This window comes from Corynebacterium silvaticum (assembly GCF_002162115.2).
Taxonomy (GTDB): Bacteria; Actinomycetota; Actinomycetes; order Mycobacteriales; family Mycobacteriaceae; genus Corynebacterium; species Corynebacterium silvaticum.
In genome coordinates, this window is the sequence record NZ_CP021417.2 from 2,046,625 (window position 1) to 2,064,884 (window position 18,260).

Annotated in this window: 12 protein-coding genes, 5 tRNA genes and 1 rRNA gene; 7 read left to right on the forward strand and 11 right to left on the reverse strand. The window is 53.7% G+C overall.

The annotated features are described in order from the left end of the window. Positions 1-194: 194 nt before the first annotated feature. Both CBE74_RS22070 and murA read right to left on the reverse strand, forming a co-directional pair. Positions 195-1,715, reverse strand: a 16S ribosomal RNA gene (locus CBE74_RS22070). 736 nt (positions 1,716-2,451) lie between these two features. Continuing rightward, positions 2,452-3,708: a UDP-N-acetylglucosamine 1-carboxyvinyltransferase gene (gene murA / locus CBE74_RS22075; protein WP_087454462.1), complete on the reverse strand. Its 1,257-nt coding sequence runs from the start codon at positions 3,706-3,708 to the stop codon at positions 2,452-2,454. Positions 3,709-3,746: 38 nt separating this feature from the next. Here murA and CBE74_RS22080 point away from each other — a divergent pair, with 38 nt between their 5' ends. Beyond that, positions 3,747-4,319 (forward strand): cob(I)yrinic acid a,c-diamide adenosyltransferase, encoded by a 573-nt coding sequence (locus CBE74_RS22080; protein ID WP_087454463.1) that lies wholly within the window; start codon positions 3,747-3,749, stop codon positions 4,317-4,319. Positions 4,320-4,385: 66 nt separating this feature from the next. On the opposite strand, the gene ramA is transcribed toward CBE74_RS22080, so the two are convergent. Continuing rightward, entirely contained in the window at positions 4,386-5,225 is an 840-nt protein-coding gene (gene ramA, locus CBE74_RS22085) for an acetate metabolism transcriptional regulator RamA (RefSeq protein ID WP_013912216.1), read from the reverse strand. Between the two features lie 777 nt (positions 5,226-6,002). Between ramA and cysK the strand changes: the two genes are divergently transcribed. Continuing rightward, positions 6,003-6,938: a cysteine synthase A gene (gene cysK, locus CBE74_RS22090; protein WP_087454464.1), complete on the forward strand. Its 936-nt coding sequence runs from the start codon at positions 6,003-6,005 to the stop codon at positions 6,936-6,938. A 165-nt stretch (positions 6,939-7,103) separates the two neighbouring features. Next, a complete protein-coding gene (gene epsC, locus CBE74_RS22095; protein WP_087454465.1) occupies positions 7,104-7,670 on the forward strand; it encodes a serine O-acetyltransferase EpsC in 567 nt (188 codons plus the stop codon). A 61-nt stretch (positions 7,671-7,731) separates the two neighbouring features. On the opposite strand, the gene CBE74_RS22100 is transcribed toward epsC, so the two are convergent. The 7 genes from CBE74_RS22100 to CBE74_RS22130 all read right to left on the reverse strand — a co-directional run bounded on the left by CBE74_RS22100 (position 7,732) and on the right by CBE74_RS22130 (position 10,178). Further along, positions 7,732-8,028 (reverse strand): GNAT family N-acetyltransferase, encoded by a 297-nt coding sequence (locus CBE74_RS22100; RefSeq protein ID WP_087454466.1) that lies wholly within the window; start codon positions 8,026-8,028, stop codon positions 7,732-7,734. Between the two features lie 134 nt (positions 8,029-8,162). After that, positions 8,163-8,238 (reverse strand) — tRNA-Phe (locus tag CBE74_RS22105). 21 nt (positions 8,239-8,259) lie between these two features. Next, positions 8,260-8,333, reverse strand: a tRNA-Asp gene (locus tag CBE74_RS22110). A 124-nt stretch (positions 8,334-8,457) separates the two neighbouring features. Further along, positions 8,458-9,534 carry an iron-containing alcohol dehydrogenase family protein gene (locus CBE74_RS22115; protein ID WP_087454467.1) on the reverse strand — a complete coding sequence of 359 codons (1,077 nt, stop codon included), beginning with the start codon at positions 9,532-9,534 and terminating at the stop codon, positions 8,458-8,460. Positions 9,535-9,690: 156 nt separating this feature from the next. Continuing rightward, positions 9,691-9,764: transfer RNA gene (locus CBE74_RS22120), tRNA-Asp, on the reverse strand. A gap of 23 nt (positions 9,765-9,787) precedes the next feature. Continuing rightward, positions 9,788-9,863: transfer RNA gene (locus CBE74_RS22125), tRNA-Glu, on the reverse strand. A 242-nt stretch (positions 9,864-10,105) separates the two neighbouring features. Then, positions 10,106-10,178, reverse strand: a tRNA-Lys gene (locus tag CBE74_RS22130). Between the two features lie 271 nt (positions 10,179-10,449). On the opposite strand from CBE74_RS22130, the gene CBE74_RS22135 reads away from it, so the two are divergent. From CBE74_RS22135 to cydC, 4 genes are read left to right on the forward strand one after another with little or no spacing between them, the layout of a single operon-like run. After that, the gene (locus tag CBE74_RS22135; RefSeq protein ID WP_087454468.1) at positions 10,450-11,973 is read left to right on the forward strand and encodes a cytochrome ubiquinol oxidase subunit I; all 1,524 of its coding nucleotides are present in this window, start codon (positions 10,450-10,452) and stop codon (positions 11,971-11,973) included. A 3-nt stretch (positions 11,974-11,976) separates the two neighbouring features. Beyond that, positions 11,977-12,960 carry a cytochrome d ubiquinol oxidase subunit II gene (gene cydB / locus CBE74_RS22140; protein WP_087454469.1) on the forward strand — a complete coding sequence of 328 codons (984 nt, stop codon included), beginning with the start codon at positions 11,977-11,979 and terminating at the stop codon, positions 12,958-12,960. Between the two features lie 9 nt (positions 12,961-12,969). Next, positions 12,970-14,538 (forward strand): ATP-binding cassette domain-containing protein, encoded by a 1,569-nt coding sequence (locus tag CBE74_RS22145; RefSeq protein ID WP_087454470.1) that lies wholly within the window; start codon positions 12,970-12,972, stop codon positions 14,536-14,538. Continuing rightward, positions 14,535-16,118, forward strand: coding sequence for a thiol reductant ABC exporter subunit CydC (gene cydC, locus CBE74_RS22150; protein ID WP_087454471.1), 1,584 nt, complete (start codon positions 14,535-14,537; stop codon positions 16,116-16,118). The genes CBE74_RS22145 and cydC overlap by 4 nt, the downstream gene beginning before the upstream one ends. A 55-nt stretch (positions 16,119-16,173) precedes the next feature. Here cydC and CBE74_RS22155 read toward each other — a convergent pair whose 3' ends face one another. Beyond that, positions 16,174-17,679, reverse strand: a complete 1,506-nt coding sequence (locus CBE74_RS22155) for an acetyl-CoA hydrolase/transferase family protein (RefSeq protein ID WP_087454472.1) — start codon at positions 17,677-17,679, stop codon at positions 16,174-16,176. Positions 17,680-18,260: the final 581 nt, after the last annotated feature.

Here is an 18,260-nt window from a genome sequence, read left to right on the forward strand (position 1 = left end):
CAGACACCCAACAGCATACCAACCACTCATAAACACAACACTTTATTAATCAACCACACACACCATCACACAACCATGCACAGCCACCATTCTGTTGGCAGCACACAACCACACACAACTTTGCTCCACCCGGATTCAAAATAAACAACAACAAACACCAACCAGTGAATGCTGGAAAAAATAAAACTCCTTAGAAAGGAGGTGATCCAGCCGCACCTTCCGGTACGGCTACCTTGTTACGACTTCGTCCCAATCGCCGATCCCACCTTCGACCACTCCCCCCAGAAAACTGGTTGGGCCATGGGCTTCGGGTGTTACCAACTTTCATGACGTGACGGGCGGTGTGTACAAGGCCCGGGAACGTATTCACCGCAGCGTTGCTGATCTGCGATTACTAGCGACTCCGACTTCATGGGGTCGAGTTGCAGACCCCAATCCGAACTGAGGCCGGCTTTCAGCGATTCGCTTACCCTTACAGGCTCGCAACGCGTTGTACCGACCATTGTAGCATGTGTGAAGCCCTGGACATAAGGGGCATGATGATTTGACGTCATCCCCACCTTCCTCCGAGTTAACCCCGGCAGTCTCTCATGAGTCCCCACCATAACGTGCTGGCAACATAAGACAAGGGTTGCGCTCGTTGCGGGACTTAACCCAACATCTCACGACACGAGCTGACGACAACCATGCACCACCTGTATACAAACCACAAGGGATAACGTATCTCTACGCCGATCTTGTATATGTCAAGCCCAGGTAAGGTTCTTCGCGTTGCATCGAATTAATCCACATGCTCCGCCGCTTGTGCGGGCCCCCGTCAATTCCTTTGAGTTTTAGCCTTGCGGCCGTACTCCCCAGGCGGGGCGCTTAATGCGTTAGCTACGGCACGAAAGTCGTGGAAGACCCTCACACCTAGCGCCCACCGTTTACGGCATGGACTACCAGGGTATCTAATCCTGTTCGCTCCCCATGCTTTCGCTCCTCAGCGTCAGTTACTGCCCAGAGACCTGCCTTCGCCATCGGTGTTCCTCCTGATATCTGCGCATTCCACCGCTACACCAGGAATTCCAGTCTCCCCTACAGCACTCAAGTTATGCCCGTATCGCCTGCACGCCCGGAGTTAAGCCCCGGAATTTCACAGACGACGCGACAAACCACCTACGAGCTCTTTACGCCCAGTAATTCCGGACAACGCTCGCACCCTACGTATTACCGCGGCTGCTGGCACGTAGTTAGCCGGTGCTTCTTATACAGGTACCGTCACAAAAAGCTTCGTCCCTGTCGAAAGAGGTTTACAACCCGAAGGCCGTCATCCCTCACGCGGCGTCGCTGCATCAGGCTTGCGCCCATTGTGCAATATTCCCCACTGCTGCCTCCCGTAGGAGTCTGGGCCGTATCTCAGTCCCAATGTGGCCGTCCACCCTCTCAGGCCGGCTACCCGTCGACGCCTTGGTAGGCCATTACCCCACCAACAAGCTGATAGGCCGCGGGCTCATCTCGTACCGAAAAAACTTTCCACCACACACACTAAAATGTGGTCCTATCCAGTATTAGACCCAGTTTCCCAGGCTTATCCCAGAGTACGAGGCAGATCACCCACGTGTTACTCACCCGTTCGCCACTCGAGTACCCCCGAAGGGGCCTTTCCGTTCGACTTGCATGTGTTAAGCACGCCGCCAGCGTTCGTCCTGAGCCAGGATCAAACTCTCCACAAAAAATCAGTCAAAAAAGACCAACCAGGCTTCGTGAAAAGCCCAACCAAAACTGGCAAAAAACAAACAACCAACAAAAAATAATCCATTGATCATTCATCAAAAAAATAATGAAAAAAGTAAAGCAAAAAACACTAGTGACCATCGATGCCTTGACGAGACAACACAACAATCACCACACACAACAACACCCCCATATAAAAGAATGCCCTTATGTGCTCATCCACACAGCAACCACACACAACCACAGGGATTCCCATGATCATTATGGTGGATAACCTGTTTCACAGGTGCTTTCACAACATTTTCTTGGCTACCAAAATCTTTTAACAAGCAAGCCATACTTGCCGGCCAAAGCGTGTTCACCGTGATCATCACATAACCATCATGTAACAATAAATGTGTGTCAGCGACAACAACCACACGTGGTTATCATCTACCATGTTGACTAATAAAAAATATATCTATAAGTACATTGGTACACTATTGAGTTCTCAAACAACACACCCACACCCACACACACCAACCATGTTGGTCTGTGATGACTGTAAGAATAATTTTTGTTTATCGCCTGCTTGTTTTCCTCTCGCCTTACACTCACTGATTCACAATCACCTTCGTGGTGTTTGCCTCTGTGAGGGGCGCTGTCGGTCGCGGCGACTTACATAAAGTTACACACCACTTACAGAACACACAAATCCCCAGCTCACAGGCGTGAAGCTGGGGATTGAAAGAGTGTTTAATCGACTACTCGCTCGATGGTGGCGCCTAAACATCGTAAATCCTCAACAAAATTGGGATATCCGCGATCGATATGGAAGACATCGTTAACTTCGGTGACTCCCTCCGCGCACAAGCCGGCAAGAACTAATCCGGCACCGGCCCTAATGTCTGAGCTCCACACGGGAGTAGAAGACAGCTGTTCCACTCCGCGTAAAACAACGTGGTGTCCATCCACAGTGGCGTCTGCACCAAGCCGCATCAGTTCGTCGACAAAGCGGAAGCGTGCTTCAAAGATGTTCTCTGTGATCACAGAGGTTCCTTGAGCCACGGTCGCAATTCCGATGGCCATCGGCTGGAGATCTGTAGGGAAACCCGGGAAAGGCAACGTTTGATAATCAACGGCCTGCGGGCGACGGTTCATACGCACACGGAATCCATGCTCATATGTTTCAACTTCCGCGCCAGCTACCTTGAGCTTCTCCAGTGGCAAGTGGAGGTTCCGCGGCGCAATGCCGCCGACAGTGATGTCACCCTGGGTCATAGCTGCGGCATACGCCCAAGTTCCCGCAACGATGCGGTCGCCAATCACTTCATGCTCCGTAGGATAGAGCTTATCCACACCGGTGATGGTGATCGTTGAGGTTCCCTCGCCGGAGATATCGGCACCCATCTCTTTAAGCATGGTGCATAGGTCGAGGATCTCGGGCTCACGGGCTGCGTTATCAAGGATGGTGGTGCCGTCGGCAAGCACTGCGGCGGTGAGGATATTTTCCGTCGCTCCCACGGAAGGGAAATCGAGCGTAATTTTGGCACCTCTAAGCTGCTCTGCTTCCGCGACAACAGCACCGTGCTGAATACGTGTCTTGGCACCGAGTTTTTCCAGACCGCTCTGATGCATATCCAAAGGTCGGCTACCAATGGCATCGCCGCCGGGCAAGGCCACAACGGCTCGACCGCAACGCGAGGTCAGCGGACCCAGCACGCACACCGACGCACGGAACTGTCGCACGGCATCAAAATCCGCATCGCTAGAGATCTCCGCGGGGGTGCTAATACACACTGTCCCATTATCGGATTCCACTGAGCATCCCAGGCCTTCAAGCACCCGGATCATGTAGGGAACGTCCAAAATCTGCGGACAGTTAGTTAGGGTGGTTGTTCCCTCCGCAAGCAGAGCTGCCGCCATAAGTTTGAGAACGCTGTTTTTTGCGCCACTTACCCGTACGGAGCCTTCGAGTCGGGCCCCACCCGTCACTAGAAATCTTTCTTTCACCCTCCCAACCCTACTGACTTCTCACGTAGGTTGGGCTTATGGCTGTTCATTTAACAAAGATTTACACGCGTACCGGTGACGATGGAACCACCGGACTCTCCGATTTCTCCCGAGTTTCCAAAAACGACCCCAGGCTTGTCGCCTACGCAGATTGCGATGAGCTCAACGCAGTGCTCGGCGTAGTTTTGGCGCTATCCGAGGTACCTGACACAGTCGGCGCATGCTTACGCCGCATCCAAAATGAGCTTTTCGACGCCGGCGCAGACCTGGCTACCCCCATCGCCGAGAATCCCAAATACCCGCCCCTACGCATTGAGCAATCCTATATAGACAACCTGGAAAAAGACTGCGACTTTTTCAACGAGAACCTAGAAAAGCTCAACTCCTTCATCCTCCCAGGTGGCACACCGGCGGCTGCATTGCTGCATTCTGCACGGACTATCGCCCGTCGCGCAGAACGCGCAGCGTGGGGAGCCATAGAGGCTCACCCAGACACCACCTCTGTGTTACCAGCTAAATACCTCAACAGGCTCAGCGATTTATTGTTCATCCTGAGCCGAGTAGCAAACGATAGCAATGACGTGAAATGGGTTCCGGGAGGAAGCCGCTAATCCCTCGATAGACAAACAAGGGTAAGAGAAAATCTCTTACCCTTGTTCCTTCATGCACGCCCTCTATCAGGGCAGCGCGCCGATGCGGCGGGCCGCATTCACGGCCTCGTAGCGGGTGTGAGCACCCAACTTACGCATCACAGAGCGCAAGTAGCTCTTCACTGTTTCTGCGCCGATTCCCATTTCCTCAGCAGCCTCGACATTGGTGTGTCCGAGAGCCACGCAAGAGAGAACATCAAGTTCACGAGCAGAAAGCTTGGTGGTTTGCTTGACGTGTACAGGAGCGACCATCTGATCGCAGAGCTCTTCAAGCTCTTGGCGCAGCTCTTCATGCTCGATGCGGTTAGCAAGCATCCGCAGCTTGGAGTGAGTAGCTCTAATCTGCTCCCACTCGGCGCCGTTCATCATGCGCCCCTGCTTGGCTGCGCCGCGCAGCCCCTCGGAGCGTCGAGAAGCAGCAATAATAGCGAGATCTTGTTCCAGGACGCGCGCGGTCATGGTGACTTCTTCAATCACTTTGTCACCAAGACGCACCGGAGAATGCACGCCAACGTACAGGACACCGCGAACCTCGCGATGCACGATAACAGGGACGGCCACGATCGAATGTAAGCCCTCGTCCTGGATGACAGGATCCAGATCATGTGAGATCACGTTAGCCCGCATGTAATCGCTCACACCTACTGGACGGCGAGTCTTGACCACTCGCCCGCCAACACCCACGCCACTTTCAATCGTGAGATTCTGAAGCGCGGGGGTACGCAAACCCACCCACTGATTAATCAGCAGGCGATTATCCGACTGAACGGTCGCGTACATAGTCACCGGGATACCAGTGGCATTTTTCAGTGATGCCAGCGCAGAGCGGATCGCATCGTCATCATCTTTGACGCGTTGAGCTTCCACTGTAAGCCTCCTGTCAGACGCCCGGTCAGGCAAACACCCAACAGATTCGTTGGTTCGTTTGATCCATTCCTGAGCGAAAATGTGCAACTGGCGAAAGTATATCTACTTTACGGGGGTAGTCAAAAGCCCTCCGGTCCGACGTGTCGTTTTTAATATGTCCGTTTTGTCGGAACGCAGGGGTGCACTTCCAGCTCGAGATGGTTTTCAGTAACGCACGCAGATTTCACATATTTAAAGATTAAAAATCCCATCATGCCGGATAAATTACGCAAATAGTCCTGCATACTCACGCAAAATGTAAATATTATGCACTTTCCACGATAGTGCATTCGGTGAAAATATCCACCTCCACTTTCCCAATTTCTATTCCCCTACAGCCCTTAAATTCCCCAACCCAGAGTCAGGTCAACCATCCCAAATGTCCGTTTTGTCCGAAAAGAAAAACAAAAGCGTCATTATTGTGTGATGTATTTCACCACAATCGCGGGAACTAGCTTAGACCTCATCTATATACACCCCATATAAAACCATGATTTGGATATTATTTACATAAGAATTTACCATATAGAACCCATTTTCCTGCCATTTCATGGATACATGCCGCCGGGACAAAAAGAGCCACACCTGGACATATATAGACAGATTTGTCCATATATAAAGACTAACCTGTCTGGTCTTTTTCGCTGAGGAAGAGTAAGGTCACGGTAAAGCGCACAATTGTGCTGCTATCTACTGATATCTACGTAGAATTAATCTGACTAAGGAGCCCCAACAGCTATGGCTAAGGTCTATGACAACATTTTGGACACCATTGGCAATACACCAATTGTTCGCATTAACCGTCTAGCACAGGACCTTCCAGGCAACGTGCTGGTAAAAGTAGAGTCCTTTAACCCAGCTAATTCGGTTAAGGACCGGATTGGTAAAGCCATTGTGGATGCTGCAGAGGCATCTGGTGTGCTTAAACCTGGTGGCACCATAGTCGAAGCAACGTCCGGAAACACAGGCATTGCGCTTGCGCTCGTCGGCGCAGCCCGTGGCTATGACGTTGTGCTGACCATGCCGGAAACAATGTCTTTGGAACGCCGCGTCATGCTCCGTGCATATGGGGCAGAAATCATCCTGACTCCTGGTGCCGCAGGCATGCAAGGGGCCGTGGATAAAGCCAATGAGATCGTCCGCGAGCGAGGCAATGCTATTTTGGCCAGCCAGTTTGCCAATGCCGCAAACCCAGAGATCCACCGCAACACCACAGGTGAAGAAATCTGGAACGATACCGAGGGCCAGGTTGATATTTTCGTAGCTGGCATCGGCACAGGCGGAACAATAACAGGTGCAGGTGAGACATTAAAGAAGCACAACCCAGACATTAAGATTTATGCCGTCGAACCAGCAGCCTCTCCCCTACTGACCACCGGTAAAGCCGGCCCCCACAAGATTCAAGGTCTAGGTGCCAACTTTATCCCCGAGGTCCTCAATCAGAAGATCTACGAGGAAGTTCTCACGGTGACCAACGAGGACGCCATTGCGACTTCCCGCCAAATGGCAGCCCAGGAAGGCATCCTCGGAGGTATTTCCGCAGGCGCAAACCTCAAGGCAGCTCTTGAAATAGCTGCCCGCCCAGAAAATGAAGGCAAGACCATCGTCACCGTCGTTCCAGATTACGGCGAGCGCTACGTCTCCACTGCCTTATTCGACGACATCCGCGACTAAAAACTTCTTTTTAGCCCCACGCTAGTCATAAGCGTGGGGAATTTATTTTTCCTGCAGTGGGTTGTACCCCTTAAACAAGCTCATTCCTATAGAAGGTTCACCCAGATAATAGTCACAATCTGAATCGCCTCAGCAGGAAAAGACAGACTGATAGGCTCAACAACCATGTACAACATCGTCAAGGTGATTCGCGAGGACCTAGCAAATGCACGGGATCATGATCCTGCGGCACGCGGTGACGTGGAAAACGCCATTGTTTATTCCGGACTACACGCCATTTGGTCACACCGAGTGGCACACGCGCTCTGGAAGAAAGGCTATAAGGGGCCAGCGCGTCTCCTATCCCAATTCACACGATTCCTCACTGGCATTGAGATCCACCCCGGTGCAACCATCGGCCGTCGGTTCTTTATCGACCACGGCATGGGCATAGTCATCGGAGAGACCGCGGAGATCGGGGAAGGCGTTATGTTGTACCACGGCGTAACCCTCGGCGGACAGGTTCTCACCCAAACAAAGCGCCATCCGACTGTGGAAGATAACGTAACGATTGGCGCAGGCGCTAAAGTCCTAGGTCCCATCACTATCGGCGAAGGAAGTGCCATTGGCGCTAACGCCGTAGTAACAAAAGATGTCCCGACTAACCACATAGCTGTGGGAATCCCCGCGAAAAACCGCCCCCGTGGGGCCGGAGAAAAGATCAAACTCGTGGATCCGGATTACTACATCTAATACAGCCATCAAACGTTTAAGAAGCAGTCGTCTCCGACTGCTTCTTTTTTAAATTTTCGCGCTAAACAACGAAATCCTGGTACTCAGGATTTTTAGCAATAAATCCTTCCACCGCAGAACACGTGGGAACGATAGAAAAACCATCTGCATGGCTGCTCTCAAGGGCCTGCATAATCAGCGGTTTGGATAGCCCCTGCCCACGGAATGCAGAATCTACCACCGTGTGGTTGAAGTCGCGAGACTGGCCGCGTTCAACGTAACTGGCGAATCCTCCGGGCTTCCCGTCTTTGTAAACAACAAAACGGCTCTGCTCCGGCTCATGTTCTACTGCAATGATGTTATGAGAGTTCTGTGTCATAGCTATCCCCTGATGAGTTGTAGCGTCCAAGTACTCTCTACAACAACGCATCACTGTCCGATGTTCCATTAAGCGTTTCGACGTCCCCAGCAACACAAAAAGAAGCCCCATCCTCAACGAGGATGAGGCTTCGGTGGTGGCACGGACCAGGATCGAACTGGTGACCTTCCACTTTTCAGGCGGACGCTCTACCGACTGAGCTACCGCGCCACTGACCACAAAAGTGATCCGCGACCCTGACGGGACTTGAACCCGCGACCTCCGCCGTGACAGGGCGGCGCGCTAACCAACTGCGCCACAGGGCCATATTTATTTGTATGCAATCCGGTAAGCATCGCTCCCCTTTGCACGAGGTAAAACTTTACACAGTAGTCGTCACCTCGCACAAATCCCCAGCGTGCGGGCAGGAAACTATGATTGAAATCCTGACTAGTCCAAGACCTGAGCTTCAATGATCGCCCGGGCGAATCGATCAAAGTCGTACTCTCCGACTTTCCACTCGGTGGTAGCCGGAATTCTTTCCATAATCGCCGGAACATCAGACTCACTAAGATCCAGATCCGCAAGCGTCAATGGGAAGCCCATGGTTTTATAAAACTCCACGTAACGATCTTTGCGATCAAAATCTTGGTCATACTGCAAGAGCGCCAACACTCCATAGGACACGATCTCGCCATGCAGATGCACACCGACGCAACGAGGTATCGCGGTAGTGGAGTTATAGAAAGCATGCGCCAATGCGGAATTGTAGTAATACGTTTGTCCCGGATCGACTGTCATATTAGATACGTATCCACAGGTCATAATGATCGCCAGGGCCACTTCTTCAATGGCAGTTGAAGGCTTAGCGTTCTTGCAATCCTGAAGGGCCTGGAATCCATACTCCATGAGTGCAGGAGTCACGGCTGAGCTCAAATGACGGCCCATCAGTGGGGCACTGGTCAATTCTTTGCCCCGGGATTGCAATTTGACTTCGCATTCTTTTGACATGCCGTCGGCAATGCCCGCCCAGAAGAGATCTACCGGGGAATGCGCGATCACGGAAGTATTGATAAATACATGCTGACAAGGTCCTGGTTGGTAGTCATAGCCGTCCAGGGCGTCATCTTCCTTGTACATCACGGATAGATTTGTCGCCGCCGCGCAATTAGAGCCCACCGTAGGAAAGTTGAACAGGGGCTTTCCCAACCGCGCTGCAACAACCTTAACGGTGTCAACTGCCCGGCCGCCCCCAACACCGAAGATGACCTCTGCGTCGCGCACCGATTCAAGGCTACATAGCTTATCGACGTTGGCGTACGTGGAATTATGCCCGTAAACAATCCAGTCCTCGATAACAAAATCTTGGCTTGCTTGTGCAATCTCAAAAGCTTCACGGGTTTTCTCTATGGCGGTTTTACCCCCGATAACTACTGCACGGTATCCATAAGCAGCAATGACCTCATCAATTTTCCCATACGCATCTTTGCCAATGCTGTAGCCAGGAAGTTGAAGCGAGTAAGACATAACTAGTACACCTCAGAAAATTCTAGTTCCGTGATTCACCTTAGCGGTGTCGATTACCCAAGGTAGTGCAATCACGCATCATAAGCCCTCCGCTTCACCCCCGTAAGCTACTAAGAACATGCAAAAAGCGGCGAGTAAAAACTCGCCGCTTAGTTGCGACCCTGACGGGACTTGAACCCGCGACCTCCGCCGTGACAGGGCGGCGCGCTAACCAACTGCGCCACAGGACCGTATCACAAAACCACAAAAGTGGTGGTACTCCCAACGGGATTCGAACCCGTGTCGCCGCCGTGAAAGGGCGGTGTCCTAGGCCCCTAGACGATGGGAGCAAGCGTCACCATACTCAGCTAGCTGAGCGGCTCGACTGCAGAGAACTATACTTGATGTTCCAATAATCACAAAACAGCAGGTAAAAGTGCTTCTTTCCTTCCAATATATGAAGCAAGAAGCGTCAAGCCCCAGAAAGGTTCCCACCGACACCGGCCAATGCAGGCAACACGAGGCCTCCCATTACGCACTAAAACAAAAACAGGCCAGGCAGTAAATAGATACTTCCTGGCCTGCATAAAAGTGGGCCCTCCGGGGCTCGAACCCGGGACCTGCGGATTAAAAGTCCGTAGCTCTACCAACTGAGCTAAAGGCCCATCACCGTTTTGCCGGTGCGTTTGGCACTTTACTACTTTCATCCCTCAAGTGCGAAATCCAACCCCCACCGCTCAGGTTTTCCCTGCACCCTCATCACTCCCCCACACAAAAACTCCCGCAAATCGCGCGTCATGTGACACAACAGGCCACACCCCCGTCCCTCGATGAAAGTTGTCACAGTCGGAAACTTTTTAGCCACGTTTAGCGACAGTTAAGTTACCGTAGTATTTCCTTAAGGTTTTATCCCGATTTTCCCTGAAAGCAGTTCCCATGGATCTGGTTGATATTTCACGGTGGCAGTTTGGAATCACAACTGTTTACCACTTTATTTTTGTACCACTCACAATCGGGCTAGCACCGATAGTCGCAGGCTTTCAAACTGCTTGGGTACTCACTAACAAAGACAAGTGGCTACGAGCCACAAAATTTTTTGGCACTCTCTTCCTGGTGAACTTTGCCATGGGCGTGGTCACCGGCATTGTGCAAGAGTTCCAATTCGGAATGGCATGGAGCGAGTACTCCAGGTTTGTCGGTGACGTCTTTGGAGCACCACTCGCGCTAGAAGGCCTCGTCGCATTCTTCGTGGAGTCCACCTTCCTTGGACTGTGGATCTTTGGCTGGGGGCGTTTGCCCCGATGGGCTCACCTGGCGTCCATCTGGCTTGTTGCCATAGCCGTCAATGTTTCCGCTTACTTCATTATCGTCGCCAACTCCTTTATGCAGCACCCGGTGGGAGCTATCTTTAATCCCGATACTGGGCGAGCCGAGCTCGTCTCTCTCACCGAGTTGCTGACAAACCCCACCGCTCTTGCTGCGTGGCCTCACGCGGTAACCGGTTCGTTGCTTACCGCAGGCACCTTTGTCGCGGGAATTGCTGGTTGGTGGATGATTAAAGAAGCCCGAAGTAAGTCCGCAGAAAAGCGCGAAGAAGCAGCTTCTGTATGGCGGCCTCTCTTACGCATCGGGTCGTGGGTCACGCTCTTAAGCGCCGCAGGATTGGGTCTTACTGGAGACATTCAAGGAAAACTCATGTTTGTCCAGCAGCCAATGAAGATGGCTGCTGCAGAGTCCTTGTGCCAAACCGCCAAAGACCCCTATTTCTCAGTTTTATCCGTAGGAACCCATAACGATTGTGGAGCGGTAAAGCATCTCATTGAGTTGCCCGGCATCTTGAGTTTCCTTGCCACCAATAAGTTCAGCGGTGTGACATTGCAGGGTGTAGAACAGCTGCAGAAGCAGTACGAACAGCTCTACGGCCCTGGCAATTACACGCCTAATCTGTTTGTCACGTACTGGTCATTCCGCGCGATGATTGGGTTAATGCTGGCGTCGATAGTGCTTGCTGTCGTGGGCCTCTGGTACACCCGACGGGGTGCAGTCCCGCGTGCTCGTTGGATGGGCATTGGCGCATTAATCGCTGTGCCTTTCCCCTTCCTTGCCAACTCAGCGGGATGGGTCTTCACCGAGATGGGTCGGCAGCCGTGGGTAGTCGCCCCCAACCCAGATGTGGCGCCTGGCTCCCCAGACAACGCAGATCGTATTCATCTCATCGTTGACTTTGGCGTGTCTAACAACCCAGTGTGGGTAGTCTTTACGTCTCTCATCGGTTTCACCCTCGTTTATGGTGCTCTGGCCTGTGTCTGGTTCTGGTTGATGAAGAAGAAAGTTGTGGAGGGAATGCCCACCAATGTGGACTCCGCACCTCTTGTCACTCCGCACGATGAAGACTCGTCCGTGCACGTTCTGCAGTTTGGCAAAGACAAGCCCTCAACCGACCGTGAAAGTAGGAGCTAACAGATGGACCTGCACATCATTTGGTTTATCCTCGTGGGATTCCTGTTTACCGGCTACTTCATCCTTGAGGGGTTCGACTTCGGCGTAGGCATGCTGTTGCCCTTCCTCAAGCACTGCGAACGCGATGCTGCTGTCAAAGCCATCGGCCCGGTGTGGGACGGTAACGAGGTCTGGCTGATCACCGCTGGAGGTGCGCTCTTTGCAGCGTTCCCTGAGTGGTATGCCACCATGTTTTCAGGCTTTTACCTGCCGTTATTCCTCATCCTGATCAGTTTGATCCTGCGCGGAGTCGCATTGGAATGGCGCTCTAAAGCTGACACTGCTGCCTGGCGCCACTGGTGCGACCGTGGCATCGGCATTGGAAGCTGGGTCCCAGCATTATTGTGGGGCGTTGCTTTTGCCAACATCGTGCGTGGTGTCGCAGTAGATGCCAACCGACAGATAGATTCCGGGCTACACGGTTTATTGGCGCTTTTGAATCCCTTTGCGCTGCTAGGAGGTGTTGCATTTGTTGCGGTATTCCTCCTCCATGGGGCCACGTTCTTGGCTCTAAAAACAGACATCCAGCCGGTTCACCGTGCTGCACGCATAATGATTGGGCCAACTATTGCCGTTGGTGCCGCCTTTGCCTTGTGGACGCAACTTTCCTTTGGCAAAACCTGGACGTGGGCAGTGGTCGCGGTCATTGTTGCGGCGTGCGCGGCTGTGGTGGCGTCGTTAAGCTTCCGACGTGCCGGCTGGGCCTTTAGCGCAACGGCTGTTCTCATTTGCGCGGTCTCCGTGTTGCTTTTTGGCTCGCTGTTCCCATCTTTGCTTCCGACTACTCTCACCGATGGCGTTGGGCTCGACATTTACAACGCCGCAAGCTCTGCCTACACGCTCAAGGTCATGACCTGGGCTGCGGTTCTTATTACCCCGTTGGTTTTGCTCTACCAAGGATGGACCTACTGGGTATTCCGCGCCAGAGTCATCGTCCATCGCGATTAGGTGCGCTCTATGAATGGGCCGATCAATATCGACCTCGTACGTAGTACTCCTGCCACACAAAAGTTCCTCATCGGTGCTGGCGTGGCAGAAGGGGTGCGTAGTTGCCTGGTGATTGCGAGGGGCTTCCTCATCGGAACCCTTGTGGCACGCGTGATTACTACTTTTAGTAACCAGACCATCCCGGATATTTCTTCCTGGTATTGGATAAGCACGCTGATAGTCATGGTTGCGCTCGCACTAGTAACAGGTGCAGCGCGCCACTGGGCGCACGTCAGCTGCGGCAACGCAATAGACCAATTAAGATCTCAGGCACTTGACGCTTTGCGACGCAAAGACCCCCGTGAGGTGCAAGAAGAATCTGCGCACTGGCGCACTCTCTTAGGTGAGGGACTTGGCGGCTTGCGCGGATACTTCAGCGATTACCTTCCGGCGCTGCTCGCAATGTGCATCGCTACCCCCTCCGCGATCCTCGTCATTAGTCTGCTCGACCTTCCTTCGGGGATTCTCGCAGCAGTCACGATTCCACTCATACCCCTTTTTATGGTGCTCATCGGTACGCTCACCCGCACCGCTACCCAGCGTCGTCTGCAGGAGACCGGGATTCTCAACGGACAGCTCGTGGATTTATTATCCGGGACACTTACCCTTAAAGCATTGGGAAACACTGCAGGTCCAGCGGAAGAAATACGGCGCAGCGGCACCCGCCATGCTCGCACCACGATGTCTGTTCTCCGGCTAGCCTTCCTCTCTTCCTTTGCTCTGGAATTTATTGCCACGCTCTCTGTCGCGCTAGTAGCAGTGGGCATCGGGCTGCGTTTGGTGCACGGAGAAATATCCTTGGAAGCGGGGCTGATCATCCTTATTGTGGTACCTGAGGTCTATGCACCCTTGCGCAGGGTAGGTGCTGCTTTCCATGCCTCAGCTGACGGGCTCACGGCAGCAAACCAGGTGTTTCAGCTGATCAAAGACGCTCCCCCGTCGCATGTATCGCCGACGCATGAACCCGCTGGGGAACTGTGTGTCCGAGGACTCAGCGTGGCAGGCCGCGACGGCATCTTGCCCCACAACCTCAGCTTTAACGCACCTCGTGGACGCATCACCGTCTTATTGGGTGGCAACGGTTCCGGTAAGTCCACAACATTTCTTGCTGTTCTCGGCGTTCTTCCTTACACCGGGACTATCACGGCCCCGCCATTAGAATCCATTTCTTATCTCGCCGCTCAGCCCTATTTTCTGGAGGGAACGGTGGATGAGAACCTCCATGTGTTTGGCCAGTGCGATCCCGCCGCCGTAGAGGCATATATGGCACAACTTGATGTACAACTGCCGCCTGAACGTCAGATGAGCCCTGGCACGGGTGTTTCCACCGGGCAGGCACAGCGGCTGGCTCTCACCCGCTCGCTCGCCCAGCCCGCTAGCCTCTATCTTCTCGACGAACCCAGTGCTCATCTCAGCCCAGAGCTGATTGCACCGTTGATTGACGCCATTCAACAACGCGCAGCAGCTGGCGCTGCTGTAGTGATAGCCACGCACGATGATCGGCTCCTCACAGCTGCCCACCAGGTGGTGGAACTATGAATGATACGAGAAAATTTCTGCGCCAAAGCGGGGTGCGCAACCGTGACCTGGCCGGCGCTATCGCCGCCGCAAGCGTCACTCTTATAAGCGCGCTTGGGTTGTCTGTTTTGTCCGGTTGGCTTATCACGCGGGCGTGGCAGATGCCTCCGATCTTGGACTTAGCCATCGCCATCACTGCGGTCAGGGCCCTGGGTATTTCCCGGGCTGTGTTCAGATATATTGACCGCCTGATCTCACACCGGCTGGCACTACGCGCACTGAGAAACCTCCGCAGCACTGTCTTCCAGAGTATCGCTGAGACAACAACGCCTCACCCCGATGCTCTTCTCACACAAGGCGATCAGCTCACCCGTCTTTCCAAGGACACCGAGCGGGTGACTGACCTCATCGTCCGCTCGCTCGTTCCGGCTGGTACAGCACTGGTGGTGTCCATTATCGCGGTAGCCTTTGCCGCCCTTTTACTACCCACGGCGGATTTAGTGCTGCTCGCTGGTTTTTGCGTTACGGGTGTGTTCATTCCGTGGCTTTCCCGGCGCGCGTCCGACAAGCGGTTGCAGCGCGCTGCCGTTGAGTCGGAGGACGCGTGGGAGCAGCAGTTGCAGGGGGTGCTCTCTCATCGCGTAGAGTTCCACGCCGCAGGCATCGCACAGCAACGCGCAGAGTCGGCGGCCACTGCTTCTCGACGCGCCTCCCACGACCAGATCCGTGCAACCCGAAACGAGTCTGTTCAGGCATTCTTGCTGTCGTTATCCTGCGACCTCACCGTTCTTGGGATAGCGTGGCTGGGGGTCCAGCATTATGGTGGTTCACCGATGTGGTTGGGGATGCTGGTTATCTTGTCTTTAGCCGCCTTTGAATCCCATGCCGAGCTGGCAAAAGCATCTGTCTATGCAGATGTCGTGTCCACTGCGTCGCAAGCACTAGCCGAGGTAACCGGCGAGGCGTTACCGCGTCACCCAGCCACACAGCTTCCCCACGATACGACGCTCACCGTTTCCCATCTGCAGTGCCTGCATACAGACAAAACGTGGAACTTCACGCTCGCACCCAACGAGCGGCTCCTCATTACCGGGCCTAGCGGACTCGGAAAAACCACGCTGCTCTATACCCTGGCTGGTTTGTTGGAGCCTCGTGCCGGTAGCGCGTCGATAGGCGGCGATACTACCGCCGAGGCCAAGAGAGCGCTTATCCGTATGCATCCCGAAAACGAGTGGCTCTTTTCCACCACTATCCGAGAAAACATCCGCGTTGCCAACCCTGATGCCTCCGATGATCTCATCGACGCCACGCTCAGGGATTTGGGCCTAGGCCAGTGGCTGGATGCAAACCAGGGGCTCGATACGGTGCTTCTCGACGGCGCCAGCTCGCTCTCCAGCGGTCAGCGCCGGCGATTATTGCTGGCCCGAGCCTTGTGCTCTACTGCGCCAATTGTGCTTCTCGACGAACCCACCGCCCATATCTCCCACGCCGACGCCTCTCGTATCCTCTATACCCTGCTTCATCAGCAGTTACCCGGCGCGTTGCCCCACCGCAGCCTCATAATCGTCAGCCACGAACAGGGAAAACCCGTCCGCGGATAGCAAAAGACGCGCCCGTGGTGGACGCGTCCTGTGCTGATGACGAATATGTGTGTGTTTACTTAGCCATTGTTCCGGTCTCGTTCATGCGCTGATGGAACGAGAATGCCTGGGTGAGATCATGCGGGGTCTGCATGAAAGGCGTTGCCTTCTTTGCTGCCTCGAAGTACTCCTCCAGCAAGGGGCGGTAATCCGGGTGCGCAACGGAGATGGCCTTCTGGACGCGCTCGCGTGGTGCAAGTCCACGCAAGTCTGCGACACCGTACTCGGTGATAAGAACCATCACGTCGTGCTCCGTGTGGTCAGTGTGAGATGCGAAAGGAACGATAGCGGAGATAGCGCCGTCCTTAGCCACCGATGGGGAGATGAACGTGGAGATCAAAGCGTTACGGGTGAAGTCTCCGGAACCGCCGATGCCGTTCATCATGCGCACACCATTGACGTGCGTTGAGTTCACGTTGCCGTAAATGTCAGCCTCGATCATGCCGTTGGAAGCGATCAGTCCGGTACGACGGATCACCTCAGGGTGGTTGGAGATCTGCTGCGGGCGAAGAACGATGTGCTTGCGGTAGAACTCCGCATTCTCATTCATCTTGTCCGCATACTCCGGAGACAGCGAGAACGAGGTGGCAGAGGCAACGGTCATCTTGCCAGCGTCGATCAGGTCGACCATTCCGTCTTGGATGACCTCGGTGTAAGCCTGGATGTTTTCAAACTTAGAGTCCAGCAGGCCTGCCATCACGGCATTGGGGACGTTGCCCACGCCGGACTGCATGATGTAGCGGTCATAATCGAGGCGACCAGCTTTCACTTCGCCTTCGAGGAAGCCCAGGAAGTTCGAGGCGATCTCACGGGAGATGTCGTCGAGAGGCTTGAAAGGAGCGTTGCGGTCAGGGGCGTCAGTCTCGATAACTGCGACTACCTTATTGGGGTCGATAGAAATCGAGGTATCGCCGATACGGTCACCGGTGTTCTTGATGGGGATTGCAATGCGGTTCGGGGTGCGTGGCATTCTCCAAATGTCGTGCATTCCCTCAAGGTGTTCGGACTGCCAGGAGTTAACCTCGATGATGATCTTTTCTGTGGCATCGAGGTATTCCACAGAGTTGCCGACGGAGGAAGAAGGCACGATCGAGCCATCTTCCTTGATGCGGACAGCCTCAACGATGGCCACGTTGAGCTGGCCAAAGAAGCCCTCCGCAACCATTGCGCCCGAATGCGATAGGTGAATATCGGAGTACAGCATGTCCCCTGAGTTAATAGCCTTACGCATGTTGGGGTCTGACTGATATGGCATTCGGAAACGCAAAGCGCCGGCTTCTGCCAGTACGCCATCGCAGTCCGGTGCAGTGGAAGCGCCGGTGAAGAGGTCAATGGTGTAGCTTTCCCCCTTAGCATGTGCTTCCTTTGCACGTTCGGCGATCGCAGCAGGCATAACCTTTGGGTAGCCGGCACCGGTAAAGCCCGAGACACCGACTTTATCGCCGTTGTCTACGAACTGAGCGGCCTCTTGTGCCGACATAATTTTGCCCCGCAACTGTGCGTTAGCAATGCGATCAGACATTTATTCCTCCTCAAAGAAACCTGCTGGTGGGTTCTTACCCATCCGCAGAAGGCTCGGACATTACGTGCTTTCCACCCGTCGAGTAATAGCGACCGGCATCACAGCCATTCAGTTATGGGCACCACAATAGTCCAATAATGCGAGCACTGTTGCTTAGTTCACTATTTCACCCATAATTCCCCCACAGAGCCGAAACTCAGCAAGAATTCAGGAAAAGTAAAGCATCAGTAAATACGCTTTCCCCGCTTTCATCTGCCACTGAACAGGTTCCCGGGAAGTTCATCATGGTTGACATAAAGAAAGACAATCAGAGGTACTTTCATTCAGAGTACTTGCACGAGAGACACAATTCATAAAATCGATTGTGCGATTGATTACACAGTTCAGAGGTGTGAAGCACTTTTTAAGCCCCGTTCCACCGAGACCGCCGATAAGCCTTGCACCATCCCCCCCAGCCTTGCCCCAAACCGTCATTAGACGCGCCAATCACATGCGGCGGCAACGCCACAGGGACACCCCTTAATAAGAGCCATCCCCCATACTGTGAATAGGTTGCATACAGCACCCCATACAACTACACC